Source organism: Sorangium sp. So ce1153, assembly GCF_051521595.1.
Classification (GTDB): domain Bacteria; phylum Myxococcota_A; class Polyangia; order Polyangiales; family Polyangiaceae; genus Sorangium.
On the sequence record NZ_CP150361.1, the window covers coordinates 9929815 to 9943429 of the forward strand.

Annotated in this window: 11 protein-coding genes and 1 riboswitch; of the genes, 3 read left to right on the forward strand and 8 right to left on the reverse strand. The window is 73.7% G+C overall.

What is annotated here, in order from left to right; all coding sequences use genetic code 11:
* Nucleotides 1–189: 189 nt before the first annotated feature.
* From WME85_RS35765 to WME85_RS35775, 3 genes are read left to right on the forward strand one after another with little or no spacing between them, the layout of a single operon-like run.
* Entirely contained in the window at nt 190–2370 is a 2181-nt protein-coding gene (locus tag WME85_RS35765) for a TonB-dependent receptor (protein ID WP_437827573.1), read from the forward strand.
* Between the two features lie 9 nt (nt 2371–2379).
* A complete protein-coding gene (locus tag WME85_RS35770) occupies nt 2380–3261 on the forward strand; it encodes a hypothetical protein (RefSeq protein ID WP_437827574.1) in 882 nt (293 codons plus the stop codon).
* Nucleotides 3258–4130 (forward strand): hypothetical protein, encoded by an 873-nt coding sequence (locus tag WME85_RS35775; RefSeq protein WP_437827575.1) that lies wholly within the window; start codon nt 3258–3260, stop codon nt 4128–4130. The genes WME85_RS35770 and WME85_RS35775 overlap by 4 nt, the downstream gene beginning before the upstream one ends.
* Before the next feature lie 38 nt (nt 4131–4168).
* On the opposite strand, the gene WME85_RS35780 is transcribed toward WME85_RS35775, so the two are convergent.
* The 8 genes from WME85_RS35780 to WME85_RS35815 all read right to left on the reverse strand — a co-directional run bounded on the left by WME85_RS35780 (nt 4169) and on the right by WME85_RS35815 (nt 13315).
* Nucleotides 4169–5944, reverse strand: coding sequence for a serine/threonine protein kinase (locus WME85_RS35780; RefSeq protein ID WP_437827576.1), 1776 nt, complete (start codon nt 5942–5944; stop codon nt 4169–4171).
* 155 nt (nt 5945–6099) lie between these two features.
* On the reverse strand, nt 6100–7338 hold the full coding sequence (locus WME85_RS35785) for an NAD(P)/FAD-dependent oxidoreductase (protein WP_437827577.1): 1239 nt from the start codon (nt 7336–7338) through the stop codon (nt 6100–6102).
* 138 nt (nt 7339–7476) lie between these two features.
* The gene (locus tag WME85_RS35790) at nt 7477–8241 is read right to left on the reverse strand and encodes a class I SAM-dependent methyltransferase (protein ID WP_437827578.1); all 765 of its coding nucleotides are present in this window, start codon (nt 8239–8241) and stop codon (nt 7477–7479) included.
* A gap of 82 nt (nt 8242–8323) precedes the next feature.
* On the reverse strand, nt 8324–9349 hold the full coding sequence (locus tag WME85_RS35795; protein WP_437827579.1) for a dipeptidase: 1026 nt from the start codon (nt 9347–9349) through the stop codon (nt 8324–8326).
* A 74-nt stretch (nt 9350–9423) separates the two neighbouring features.
* Complete coding sequence (sugE, locus tag WME85_RS35800) at nt 9424–9741, reverse strand: quaternary ammonium compound efflux SMR transporter SugE (protein WP_437827580.1); 318 nt, start codon at nt 9739–9741, stop codon at nt 9424–9426.
* A 21-nt stretch (nt 9742–9762) separates the two neighbouring features.
* Nucleotides 9763–9823: riboswitch (guanidine-III (ykkC-III) riboswitch) on the reverse strand.
* A 158-nt stretch (nt 9824–9981) separates the two neighbouring features.
* Nucleotides 9982–11421: a pectate lyase family protein gene (locus WME85_RS35805; protein ID WP_437827581.1), complete on the reverse strand. Its 1440-nt coding sequence runs from the start codon at nt 11419–11421 to the stop codon at nt 9982–9984.
* Between the two features lie 566 nt (nt 11422–11987).
* Nucleotides 11988–12725 carry a pyridoxine 5'-phosphate synthase gene (locus tag WME85_RS35810; RefSeq protein ID WP_437827582.1) on the reverse strand — a complete coding sequence of 246 codons (738 nt, stop codon included), beginning with the start codon at nt 12723–12725 and terminating at the stop codon, nt 11988–11990.
* A 239-nt stretch (nt 12726–12964) separates the two neighbouring features.
* Entirely contained in the window at nt 12965–13315 is a 351-nt protein-coding gene (locus WME85_RS35815; protein WP_437827583.1) for an SPW repeat domain-containing protein, read from the reverse strand.
* Nucleotides 13316–13615: the final 300 nt, after the last annotated feature.

A 13615-nucleotide genomic window follows, 5' to 3' on the forward strand; every position in this document is an offset into this window, starting at 1 on the left:
ACCGCCCCGTCGCCGCGCCCGGCGGCCAGCGAGCGACCGGGAGCGCCGCGGACGCCGCGCGACCACCGGCGGGAACGTCGCGCAGGACGCCGCACAGGCACGCCAGCGCCGCGGGCGACCGCGCCTTCAGGTCGTAGCACGAAATAGAAAAATCGTGCTACGGTCCCGCCCGGCTGGATGATCCTCTCCTTGCGCACGGCGCTCGTGCCGCTCCTTATCACCACCGCCGCCGTGCCGGCGCGCGCCGGCGACGACGACGCGCCGGCAGCCTCCGCCGCGGCTCCCGGCGCCCCGGCGGCGGCGCCGGAGGGCGACGGTGACCCCGCCGCGGCTCCCGGGACCCCGGCGGCGGCGCCGGAGGGCGGCGGTGACCCCGCCGCGACCGCCGTCGGCGCGCCCCTCACGGTCGTCGTGCAGGGCGCGCCGGCGCCGCGCAGCGCCTCGGAGACGGTGCGGGAGCGGGCGGAGGTGAGGGCCGCGCCGCACCGGACCGCGAGCGACGTGCTGCAGCTCGTGCCCGGCCTGTTCGCCTCCCAGCACAGCGGCGAGGGCAAGGCGCACCAGATCTTCTTCCGCGGCTTCGACGCCGTCCACGGGCAGGACCTCGAGCTCTGGGTCGCGGGCGCGCCGGTGAACGAGGTCTCCAACGTCCACGGGCAGGGCTACGCCGACCTCCACTTCATCATGCCCGAGGTGATCCGCGAGCTCCGCGCCCAGCCCGGGTCGTACGACCCCCGCCAGGGAGACTTCGCCGTCGCCGGCACCGTGCGGTTCGAGCTCGGCTACGACGAGCCGGGGATCACCGTCGCCGCCGGCGCCGGGTCGGACGGCGCGCGCCGGCTCTTCCTCGCCTACCACCCCGAGCAGGCCGACGAGGCCACGTTCGCCGCGTTCGAGGCGTACGCGACCGACGGCTTCGGCCCCGCCCGCGCCGCCAGCCGGACCTCGCTCGTCGCCCAGGGCGTCTACCCGCTGGCCGCGGGGGTCAGCGCGCGCGTGATGGCGTCGGCGTTCGCCGCGCGCTTCGCCTCCGCCGGCGTCCTGCGCCTCGACGACCTCGAGGCGGGAAGGGTCGACCGGCTCGCCTCGTACGACCCGGACCAGGGCGGCGACTCGTCGCGCGCGCAGCTCGTCGTCGATCTGCGCGCCGCGGGCGCTGCCCCCGGCGAGGGCCTGTCGCTCGCGCCGTTCGTCGTGCTGCGCGCGCTCCGGCTGCGCTCGAACTTCACCGGCTACCTGGAGGATCCGACCTCCGGCGACGCCACGCAGCAGCTCAACGAGGCGGTCACGGTGGGCGCGACGGCGTCGTACCGGCTCAGGTTCCCGCTGCTCTCGGAGCGCGACACCTTCGAGGCGGGCGTCGTCGCGCGCAGCGACTGGATCGAGCAGTCGCAGCGGCGCCTCGCGGCCGTCGACGACCGGCCGACCGCCACGCTCGTCGACGGCCGGGTGCGCGCGACCGACATCGCCGGCTACCTCGACGCGTCGATCCGGCCGGCGCGGCGGATCGAGGTGCGCGGCGGGCTGCGCGCCGACGGGCTCGCGTACCAGGTCCTCGACGGCGCCGGCGCCGACGAGCGCGCGGCGGCGCGCGGCGCGCAGGGCGTCCACGTCGGCGGCAAGGGCACGGTCGACGCGGCGCTGCTCCCCGGGCTGCACGCGCTCGCCAGCGTGGGCCAGGGGTTCCGCTCGCCCCAGGCGCGCAGCCTCGGCGACGGCGAGCGGGCGCCCTTCACGCGCGTGCTCTCCGCCGAGGCAGGGCTCCGCTACGCGGACGAGCGCGTCAGGGCGTCGGCGGCGCTGTTCCACACGCGCCTCAGCGACGACCTCGTCTTCGACGAGGCGACCGGCCGCAACGAGCCCGTGCCCGCCACGGCCCGCACCGGGGTGGCCCTCGACGCCGTCGCGCACCCCGCGCCGTGGCTCGTGTCGAGCGTCGGCCTGACGTACACCCGGGCCGCCTTCACCGCCGCCGGGGGGCGCTACGCGGCGGGCGACCTCCTGCCGTTCGTTCCGCAGGTCGTCGCGCGCGCCGACCTCGCGGTGACGCCGCGCCTCGGCGCGCTCTTCGGCCGGCGCCTCGAGGCCCGCGCCGGCGCCGGCGTGACGCTGCTCCACCGCCGCCCCCTGCCCTACGGGGAGATCGGCCACGACGCGCTCCTCACGGACGTGACGGCGCACCTCCGCTACCACCGCGTCGAGCTCGGGCTCGACGTCTACAACCTCCTCGACGCGGCCTGGTTCGACGGCGAGTTCGTCTACCCGTCGAGCTTCACCCGGGGCGCCGCGCCCGATCTCCTGCCCGCGCGGCACGTGACGGTCGGCGCCCCGCGCAGCCTCTTCGCGTCGCTCTCGCTCACCATCGGCTGAGGTCCATCGATGACATCCACCGCAACACAAGGCAGATCACGGCGGCTCCTCGCGCTCACCGCGGGCGCGCTCACCGCGGGCGCGCTCGCCGCCGGGTGCGGCGCCGGGGACGGCGAGACGACGACCGGCAAGCGCCTCACGCTCGCGACGCAGGTCGCCCCGGACGCGGCCTCGGTCGAGCCGTTCACGAACGGGCTCGGTTGGACCGTCACGCTCTCGAAAGCGCACCTCTCGATCGGGGCGCTCCACTACTTCGAGGGCGCCCCGGTCACGGCGCGGCGCGCGCCGCCCGCCCGCGCCCCCTCGCTGCTCGAGCAGCTCGCCCGGTGGGCCGTGCCCGAGGCGCACGCGCACCCCGGCCACTACCAGGCCGGCGAGGCGCGGGGCCTGATGGCGGAGCCCACCTCGGTCGACCTGCTGCGGGGGACGACGGCGCTCGCGGAAGCGGACGCGGTGAGCGGCGTCGTGCGGTCCGCGCGGTTCACGTTCGGCGCGCCGCCCGCGGGCCCGTTCGCCGCGGAGCTCGACGGGCACGTCGTCGCCGTCGAGGGCCGCGCCGAGAAGGGCGACCTCGCGCGGGTCTTTCGCGCGCGCGCCATGGCCGCGGACGTCGCCAGCGACGTGACCGGCGAGCCGGCGGTGGAAGGGTGCGTCTTCGAGGAGGTCTTCCTCGACGGGCCCGGCGTCGTCACGCTCGTGGTGAAGCCCGCCGTCTGGCTCGATCAGGTCGACTTCGAGGAGGTGGCCGAGGGTGAGGGCGGCGCGCCTGTCGATCTCGAGCCGGAGAGCCAGGCGCTGCGCGGCTTCACGCGCGGGCTGAAGAAGGGGACCGCCTACGCGCTCTCGTTCGCGCCAGGCTCCCCGGAGGAGCTGGAGGAGAAAGACCGATGAGGTACAGCGAAGGACAGGGCGCGGCGGCGCGGGCGCTCGCCGTGGCGGCGCTCGCGGCGGGGGCGCTCGCCGGCTGCGGCGGCGACGGCGCGTCGGGGACCGGGAGCGTGGCGTTCTCGACGTGGGGAGAGGACTACATCGAGCAGGAGATCCCGGCCGCCGATCTCGCGGACGGCTGGAGCATCCAGTACCAGAAGTTCCTGTTCGTCCTCCGGAACGTGACCGTCGCCGATCGCGAGGGGAACGTCGGGGCGCGCATGCAGGGCTCGATCCTGTTCGATCACACGAAGGCCGGCGCGAAGCCGGTGGTGACGTTCGACGACCTCGAGGCGAGGCCCTGGGAGAGCGTCTCCTACGAGATCGGCCCCGTCGACGCGGACACCGCGCTCGAGGGGGCGACGGAGGAGGACCGGGCGCTCATGCTCGCGGCGGGCGCGTCGGTGCACATCGAGGCGACGGCGCGCAAAGGCGACGTCGAGAAGCGCCTCGACTGGACCTTCTCGCTCGCGACGCGCTACGCCGACTGCAAGGGCGAGCGGGCCGGCAAGGAGACCGACGGCGTCCTCGTCACGAACGGCGGCACGGACACGGTCGAGCTCACGATCCACGGCGACCACTTCTTCTACGACGACCTCCAGGCCGCGACCGCGGCGCGCCGCTTCGCGCCCATCGCGGCCGCGGACGCCGACGACGACGGGGCCGTCACCCTGGAGGAGCTCGCCGCGGTGCGCCTCGGCGCGATCGAGGAGGGCACGTACGGGACGGGCAGCGCGGGGAACGTCGACGACCTCGGCGCGTTCGTCGCGGCGCTCTCGCGCACGATCGGGCACTACCGCGGCGAGGGCGAGTGCGTCTCCGTCGATCCGTGACCGGCGCCGGCGCGCGGCGAGCGCGAGCGCGAGCGCGCTCACTCGATCGCGACCGTCGTCGGGACCTCCTGGAGCTCGGTCCCGTCGAACGCCGGCACCCGCGTGCTGCTGAGCATCATCTGCACGCAGAGCCCGGACTGGGTCGTCGCGACCTGCGGATCGATCATGACGCGCTGCGCGGCGCCCGCGGGGTTGAAGAACACCCGCGCCGAAACCGCCTTCGGCCCTGCCTTGCCCTTGCAGTGGAACCGCGCGGTCGCCCCCTTCTGCTGCAGCGCCGCGTGCGCCGCGGCGTGATCGAACGGCCGCGCCGCGGCTGACTGCGGCGTCGTCGCCGCCGGCTGCGACGTCGTCGCGGGGGCGTCGGCGTCGCGCGTGGGGCGCGGCGCCTTGGGCAGGAGCAGCGGCATCGGGTTGTGCGGGGGGCCGGCCGCCTTCTCCTTCTCCTTCTCCTGCGCGCCTGCCAGCGCCGTCGCGCGCGCGTCGCCGGCGGCGCTGGCGAGCGTGGGGTGCGCCGGCGCGGGCAGGCGCTGCGCCAGGCGGACCTCGCGCGGCGCGCTGCCGGCGTGGTACGCGATCGCCGCCAGCGTGGCGCCGCCGAGCAGGCAGAACGCGAGGAGCAGCGGCCCCCACCGGGACGGCTTGCGGGGGCCCTCCGCGGGCGCGCTGCTCGCCAGGAGCGGCGCGCTCGCCGGCGGGACCGACGCGCCCGGGCGCGCGCCAGGAGAAGGAGAAGACCGCGCGGCGACCGGCTCCGCCGCGAGCGACGCGCGCCCGCGCGCGCCGTCCGTCGCGGGGGGCGGACGCTGCGTGTCGAGGGACACCTCGGTCGGTCCGCTCAGCGAGAGCGGCGACCCCGCCCCGACGGCCGCGGCCCCGGGCGGCGTCACCGAGATCGGGGCGCGCACGGCGCGCGGGTCGGCGAAGAGCGCGGGCCCGAGCGCGTCGAAGGCCTCGTGCGCCGTCGGGAAGCGGTGCGACGGCTCGCGCGCGACGCAGCGCGCGAACCAGGCGTCGAACGGGTGCACGACACAGCCCGCGCGCCCGAGCGCCGTCGCGCGCACCGACGCCGGGTCGAGCGGCTCGATGAGGATCTCGCGGAGCAGCACGGGCATCGCGGTGCCCATCGGGTCGTTCGCGGCGCGCCAGTACATCCGCCCCGTGAGCATCGCGAACGCGATGAGCCCGAGCGCCCACACGTCGGTCGCCGGCGTGATCTGCCCGCGCGCCTCCGTCTGCTCGGGCGCCATCCAGAGGGGCGTGCCGAGCGACGCGGTCGCCATCGTGTTCGCCTCCGCGGCGACCCTGGCGATGCCGAAGTCGAGGACCTTGATCGACCACGGCGCCGTCGCGCTGCTCTTCTTCGCGAGGAAGATGTTCTGCGGCTTGATGTCCCGGTGGACGACGCCGGCCCGGTGGGCGGCGCCGAGCGCGTGGCAGAGCTGCCGGAAGATCTCGTACATGTCCTGCGGCGAGAACAGCCCGCAGCGCCGCATCCGCAGCGAGAGGTCCTCCCCGTCGAGCAGCTCCATCGCGAGCCACGGCACGCCGCTCGCCGCGTCGATGCCGGCGCCGATCACCTGCACGACGTGATCGCTCTCGACGAGCGCGCCGACGCGCGCCTCCTGCTCGAAGCGCTCGCGCAGCCGGGTGTCGGCGCAGAGCTGGGGGTGCATCAGCTTGAGGGCCCGCAGCTTGCCGGTGCTCGCCTGCTCGGCGACGTACACGGCGCCCATGCCCCCGGCGCTGAGAGGCCGTACGATCCGGAACTCCCCGAAGAGCATCCCGGCCGCCGGCTGGAACGGCGCGATCATGGCGGCCGATGCTATCACGCTCGCCGCCGCGGGGTGTTCGCCCTCTTCACCGCTGCGCGCAACGCCATGCCGCGCGCAACGCCATGCCGCGCGCAACGCAAGCCACGCCACGCGCGCGCAACGCCGCGCCGCGCGGGGCGTCGTCGCCGCGCTCGCTACAGGTGCGCGGCGGCGCGCGGCGGGAGCGACGCGAGGAGGCGCTCGATCCCGATCCGTCCGACGACGAGCACGCCCGTCGCCGCGGCGCGCAGCGCGTCCGGCGCCGGCTGCGGCCTGCCGGCGAAGTGGCGCATGCCGAAGCGCAGGAACGACGGCTCGTCGAGGAGGTAGCGCTCCACACGCTCGCGCGGCGCTCCGTAGAAGGCGCGCATCACCCGGCGCCGGAAGCGGATGTCGATCCCCAGCAGCGATCGCTCGACCCGCCGGTCCCAGTCGTCGAAGCGGAGGTCGCCGGCCTCGAGCTTCTCGGCGAGGTACTCGCCCGCGAGCGCGCCGTACGCGACCGCCTGGGCGATCCCCTCCCCGAGCATCGGATCGATGCCCGCGGCCTCGCCGACGAGCAGCGCCGCGGGCCGGGCGATCGCGGCCGCGCGGTCGAGGCCGCGCTCGGCGAAGCGCTTCCGCCGGTAGCGGTCCGGGTCGAGCCCGAGCGCCGCGAGCCTGCCGCGGAGGACGCGCTCGGCGTCAGGCGCGGGGCCCGCGCCGCTCCCGACGCCGAGCGCGCCCTCGTGCAGCACGTACGCGCCCCGGCAGACGAGCTCCCGCCCGTCCACGACCGTCGGGAAGTCCCAGAGGTAGCCCGGGAACGAGCGATCCCGCATCTCGAAGTGCAAGAGGTCGCGCGAGCGATCGCCCGCGACGGGCTCGGTGTCGACCTCGACGGCCTGCGCGCGCAGCCTGCCGAACGGCAGCCCCAGCGCGCGGCGAACGACGCTGCCGACGCCGTCGGCGCCCACGACGGCGCGGCCGGCGAACGTCCCGGCCGAGCTCTCGACGAGGGCGCCGCGCGGGCTCGTCGACGCGGCGGTGACCCGCGCCCCCTCGACGATCCGGACGCCCCGCGCCCGCGCGGCGAGCGCGAGCGCGCGGTCGAACTCGACCCGCCGGACGACCCGGCCGATGCTCCCCTCGCGGAGCGCGATCTCGCCGATCTGGAACGCCGCGCTGACGCCGTTCACCGGGACCGAGGGCACGTCGACCCTCACCCCGATCGCGGACAGCGCCCTGTCCGCCCGCTCGCCGAGCCCGCCCGCGCAGAACTTGTCCCTGGGGTAGCGCTCCTTCTCGAGCACCACGATCCTGTCGGCGAGGGCCGGGCGACGGTGGGCGAGGAAGATCGCCGTGCTGATGCCCGCCGGCCCGCCGCCGACGATCACGACTTCGTTCGCCGACATGCGGCGCCGCTCTAGCACGGCGCCCCCTCAGCGGGCGCGCGGGATGCTCGCGCCCCGCGCAGCGTCCGGCGCCGCGCGCCGGCGGCTCAGCGCCGCTCGTTCGACCGGCGGCTCAGCGCCGCTCGTTCGACCGGCGGCTCAGCGCCGCTCGTACAGGGCGACGACCGTGCGGTACGGGAAGAGGTACGTCCCCTTGCCCGCCATGTCCGGGTGGGTCCCGACCAGATCGCGGATCTCGTTCAGGACCGAGTACCGCTCGTGGAGGGGGAGCACGGAGATGTAGCTGATCGAGGCGACCCGCTCGAGGAGCCCGTCGAGGTCGAGCTCCTGCGCGTGGGTGAACTCGTGCTCGCCGAGCGGCGCGAACAGGCGGCTGTCGACGAACGACCGGCGCCACGCGCCGATCCGGTGGACCGGGGCATCGCGGCCGTAGCGGTCGAGGATGCGGGAGATGCGGGCGACCCAGTCGACACGCTCGTCCCGCAGGTTGAAGAGCAGGGCGAGGCGCCGCCTCGGCCGGAGCACGCGCTGGATCTCGGCGAGCGCGAGATCGCCGTGGAACCAGTGGAACGACTGCGCGGCGACCGCGGCGTCGACCGACGCGTCGGGCAGGGGGATGGCCTCGGCGACCCCGTCGAGCACGGCGGCTGACGGGACCATCTGGCCCAGCTTGCGGCGCATCCCCTCCACCGGCTCGAGCGCGAGGAGCCGCGCGCCCGTCGGCGCGAGGAGGCGCGTGAGCTTGCCGGTCCCCGCGCCGAGATCGAGCACCGTGCTCGCGGCGTCGATGCGCAGCGAGTCGAGCAGGAGCTCGATCGCGGCGCGCGGATAGTCGGGGCGCCCTTTCTCGTAGGCATCCGCTGCAGTCGCGTACCCCTGCGCAGCGAGGCGATGGAGAGTCATAGGCTGCATCCGCTCCGCGAGAGGGATCCCATGCAGCGCCGGAGGGACCACCCGCCCCGACTGCCCCCCTCGGAGGCTGAGGCTACGCAACCGAGACGCCCGTTGGAATCGGGTTATCCCTCAAAATGCGCATCACGTTCCCTCGCAGCATCTTGCCGATCACACGCTCGCTCAAGCCCGCTTGAAGCAGCGCATCCGTCAGGAGCGGAAGGTGCGCGGCGTCGCGCAGCTGGCGCGTGGGGATGATGAAGCCGTCCCAATCGGATCCGAGCGCGGGGGTGTCCTCGCCTGCAACGTTGATGATGTGGAGCAGGTGCTTGACCACGGGCGCGAGCCCGTCGCCGCCGAGGTAGAGCGGGCAGAAGATGATCCCGGCGCACCCGCCGCGGTCGGCGACGGCGCGGAGCTGGTCGTCATCGATGTTGCGCCAGTGCGCGAACGCGCCGGCGACGCCGGTGTGGCTGACCACCGGCGGCCGGCGCGCGAGGGCGCAGGCCTCGAGGAAGCCTGCGCGGTTGATGTGCGCGAGGTCGACGATGACGCCGAGGTCCTCGGCGCGGCGCACGACCTCGCGGCCGAAGGGGGTGAGCCCCTCCCCGTCCTTGCGGCCGCTGCCGTAGGCGGGGAAGCACGCCTCGTTGGCGCTGAAGTGGCAGAGCCCGAGGTAGCGCACGCCGCGGCGGGCGAAGCGGTCGAGCGTCTCGAGCTCGCCCTCGAGCGCGTGCGCCCCCTCGACCCCGAGCAGCGCCGCGACGGCGCCGCGGGCCCTCGCGGCCTCGATGTCCTCGGCGGTGAGCGCCTTGACGAGGCGCCCCGGCTGCGCGCGGGCGGCCTGCTCCAGGAGATCGATCTGCTCGTGGACGACGGCGGCGAGGCCGCGCCGCTGTCCGATCGGCAGCGAGACGAGGCCGAAGAACTGCGCGCCGACGCCGCCCTCGGCGAGCCGCGGGACATCGACGTGCCCGCCGAGGGCCGCGAAGGGCAGCGGGGGCTCGTGGCGCTCGTGCAGATCGTAGCCGACCCAGCGCGACCACATGAGGCTGTCGGCGTGGAGATCGATGGCGGGGAACTGCGCGTGCAGGGCGCGAGCTTCGGGGCTTCCGTGCATGAAGGGAGGTTAGTCGAGCCGGGGGCGGTCGGCCGGCGCGCCGCGCGCAACGCCACGCCGCGCGCGGCGGACGTTCAGGGGCTCGACAGCTTGAGGCCGAGGATGGCCACGACGAGCAGCCCGAGAAAGCCGAGGCGCGCGGGTGTGGCCGGCTCGCCGAACAGGAAGATGCCCGCCATCGCCGCCCCGGACGCGCCGATGCCGACCCAGACGGCGTAGGCCGTGCCGATCGGCAGGGTGCGCGAGGCGGACTCGAGCAGGTACAGGCTCGCGACGATCGCCGCGATGGTGAACACGGTGGGCAGCGGGCGCGTGAACCCCTCCGTGTACTTGAGCCCGATGGCCCAGCAGACCTCGAGCAGGCCTGCCAGGAGCAACGTCAGCCAGGACAAGACGACTCTCCTCGTGGTGTGACTGCGTCGTCTTGTCCTGACCGGGTACGGCGCGTCTCGTCCGGGGCGGCCCTCGCGTCGCGGGGGCGCCGCGGGGAACCTAGCAGGGGTGGTGATCCGTGCAAAGGGCGAGCCGGCGCGGCGCCGGCCGGGCGGTCGCCGCTGCTTCCGTCGCGCCGGCCGGTCAGCTCCCGTCGACAGCGCGGCGCGCGGCCCTCCTCGCGCGGTCCGCGGTCCGCGCTACTCGATCTCGTCCTCGCGCTCGTCCTCGCCCTGCAGCGCCGCCAGGCTCCCCTCTGCGTCGCTGATCAGCGCGGCGGCGCGCTCGTTGATGTACTCCTCGATCGCGGTGTACCCGGACGGCATCACCTTGCTGTGGTCACCTGCGTTCGACGGGCTGAGCCCGTGCTCGCGCTCCCATGCGTCCGCCATGCCGTCGCGGTCGGCGTCGGCGGGCGCCGTCCCCGGGGTGAGCCCTTCCATCAGGTTTCGCTCGTAGCGAGCGCCCCACGCGCCGTCGCGCCGCTCGATGTTCGCGAGGACACCCTTGGTCACGACGTCGCGCGGCAGCGCGCCCGCCTGGGCGAGGACGAGCCGATAGGCGTCCTGCGCGCGGTGGGTCGTCACGGGGACGTACCCCGGGACGTCGCGCGAGAAGTTGAACTGCGTCGACGCGCGGTACGACTCGGGCCTGTTGAGCCGGCTGAAGCTCGGGTGGAGATACGGCTTCTGCCACGGGTTGTCGACGACGCCAGTGAACCTACCCGGGTCATCGATGTAGTTGTCGGCGAGGAAGTACTTGAGCCCCGCGCCGGCGCTGCCGTCGAAATAGAAGGGGATCAGCTGATCGCTCGGCCCCTTGATGTAGGCGTTGCCCACGATGTTGAACTGGCCGCTCGCCTGGTTGTGGTGCACGAACCCGTGCCTGACGTTGTACGCCACGTTGTTGCGTATATCGGCGGGGCCGTTCGCGACCGCGGGGCACCTCGCCTTGTGGTGCGCGAACAGGTTGTGGTGAAGCGTGATCCGGTGTCCATCAGGGCCGTTGATGAGACCGTAATTGTGCGCCCCCTCTGGATGACCGGTGGTCGACGACGACTCGATGGTCGACCACTGCACGGTCACGTCGTCCGCCTCGTAGAGGTCGAGGGTCTCGTCGACGCCCCACGCGATCGAGACGTGATCGAGGATCAGCTTCGAGTTCAGCGAGAACTGCGCCCCATCGAACTGCGCGCCGTCCCCGCCGCCGAACACCGGGCGGACACGCAGGAATCTTACAATGACGTTGTCGATCCCTTCAGCGTATCTGGAGAGCAGGCGGCCGTGCACGGTGATGCCCGCGCCTGGCGCCGTCTGGCCGGCGATCGTCACGTTTCCACTCCGGACGACGACATCTCCCTCGATGACGCCGCTCACGTCAAAGACGATGGTGCGCGGCCCGGTCGCGTCGAGGGCCGCCTGGAGGCTCCCCGCCCCGCTCGTCCGCAGGTTCGTCACCTTGATGACGCGCCCGCCGCGCCCGCCCGTGGCGACGGCGCCAAAGCCCTCTGCGCCTGGAAACGCCGGGAGCGCGCTCGCCGGAGTCGACAGCGCGGTGAGCGCCGAGAGCGCCGCGATCGCGTAGCCGAAGCGGCGAAGAGCCTGTGCGCCGATGAAAGAACAAGTAGGCAGATATGTCATGACGTCTCGATCCCCTTTCGTACGTCCAAGAACAAAGCCCTAATGTGATGACCCTACAGGACTCGCCTTATCGACGGCAATCGCCAATTGACTATCTGTGCGACAGGGCACATCGAAACCGATCCATCGATTTCAACTCGCCAGATGGCGCGAACCTGGTTTATCCTGCGCGGGCAGCGCACGAGCGGACTCATGGAGCGCCGAGATGCTCCCACCCGCCACGACATCCGGCGCGGGACGCAGGGGAAACGCGAGAACGGGCAGGAGATTGCCAGTCTCGACGACTGCACAGATCCCACCAGGACGCGTGAACATCAAAGCACCAGGTCGCAGCTGGCGCGCAGAGGACAGGTGGCTATCGAGAAGCAATAGGAGGAAAGAAGATGAACCGCCGAGACGCCAAGACAGACAGACAGACAGAGATTTTCTTTTCAGGCTCAACAGGCCAACAAGATAAGACGAGCCTCAAGGAAGCCACGACGCGAGCTCGCGCTCTCCTGGCGCCCTTGGCCCCTGGCGGCCATCCTGTTCCGGCTCGCTGCCCCCGGCGGGCTGGCCGCGCCGCGCTACCGTGCGGGCTTGTAGCGCCCCTCGACCGCCATGAGGTAGTCGACCACGGCCTGCTGCATGCCGACCTCCAGCGCGTGCGCCACGAGGTGGTGGCCGATCGACACCTCCTGGATCTGCGGCGCCTCGCGCACGAGCGGCGCGAGGTTCTCCACGGTGAGGTCGTGCCCCGCGTTGATCCCGACCCCCGCGCCTACCGCCGCCGCCACGGTCGCGACGATCTTGTCGAGCTCCGCGCGGTGATCGCCTCGATCGAACGCCTGCGCGTAGGGCCCCGTGTAGATCTCGATGCGATCGGCCCCCATGTCCGCGACCGCCGGGATCACGGACGGGTCCGCCTCGACGAAGAGGCTCGTCCGGATGCCCTCCTCCTTGAGCCGCTTCACCACCGGCTGGAGGAGGAAGCGCCACTTCGCGACGTCCCAGCCGCGGTGCGAGGTGAGCTCCCCGGGCGTGACCGGAACCAGCGTGCACTGCGTCGGCCTGAGCTCGAGCGTGAGATCCAGGAACTCCTCGCGGAGGTCGCCCTCGAAGTTCGTCTCCACCGTGGTGATGTGGCGAGTCACCGCCCGCGCGTCGTCCGGCGTGATGTGCCGCCGATCGGCCCTCGGATGGATCGTGATGCCGTGCGCCCCGTACGACACGATCTTCTGCGCGAAGGATAGGACGTTGGGAGCGTCGTGTCCCCTCGAGTTCCGCAGGAGCGCGATCTTGTTCACGTTGACGCTGAGCTTCATCGGGGCATCCTCTCGCGGGCTTGTGCGCGGGCTCGCGACGCCGCTATACACGATCGACGCCGCGAGGCGAACACGCCACGAGCCGACCGCGGCGGCGCGACAGGCTGGCGCGGCGCCGCCCCGAAGGACGCGCGGCGCCGCCCCGAAGGACGCGCGGCGCCGCCCCGAAGGCCGCGCGGCGCCGCCCCGAAGGCCGCGCGGCCCGGCCCCGGAGGCCCCGCCCGGCGCGGCCGGCGCCCCTACAACCGCGGCGCGGCGCGCGGGCCCCGCACCCCGCGCGCCGCGGGCACGGTCGGCAGGAGCGACACGATGAGGATGGCCACGGAGACCAGCACGTTGTTCCACACCGTCCCGACCGACAGCGCCGGTATCGCCCAGGCGCTCACGAAGAGCCAGATCGACAGGATCGTGTTGAGGTACCGCGCCCATGGCGCCCAGATCGCGAGCAGGGCGAAGACGACGCACAGCGCGCCCACCACCCAGGTGTTCGTGAACTGCCCCTGGCTGTGCCGCCAGAGGAAGGCGGAGATGAACAACCAGATCCCGAGCGCGACGTTGATGCCGCGCGCCGCCGTCATCTGCTGCTGCATGGCTTTCCCCTCCTCCTCGCGTGGCCGTGCCGGCGCCCTCCGCCGCCCGACCCTCTCGCTCATCGCCCCGATCCGCCCGCTCGCCGCGCGCCGCGTGGAACGCGCGGCGTCGCTCCCCCGGGACGCCCCCAGGGGCCGAGTCCGCTCATCCCCTCTCCCCTTCGCCGCCGCGGCTGCGCCCGGCCCACACATCAACGACCACCGTGCGAATCCAGTGCCACGGCCGCCGCCCGCCGCGCGGGAGCCGGCGGGCGCGTTCGTGAGGGCCGCGGCGCGATCGATCGGCTACAAGCCCCGTCG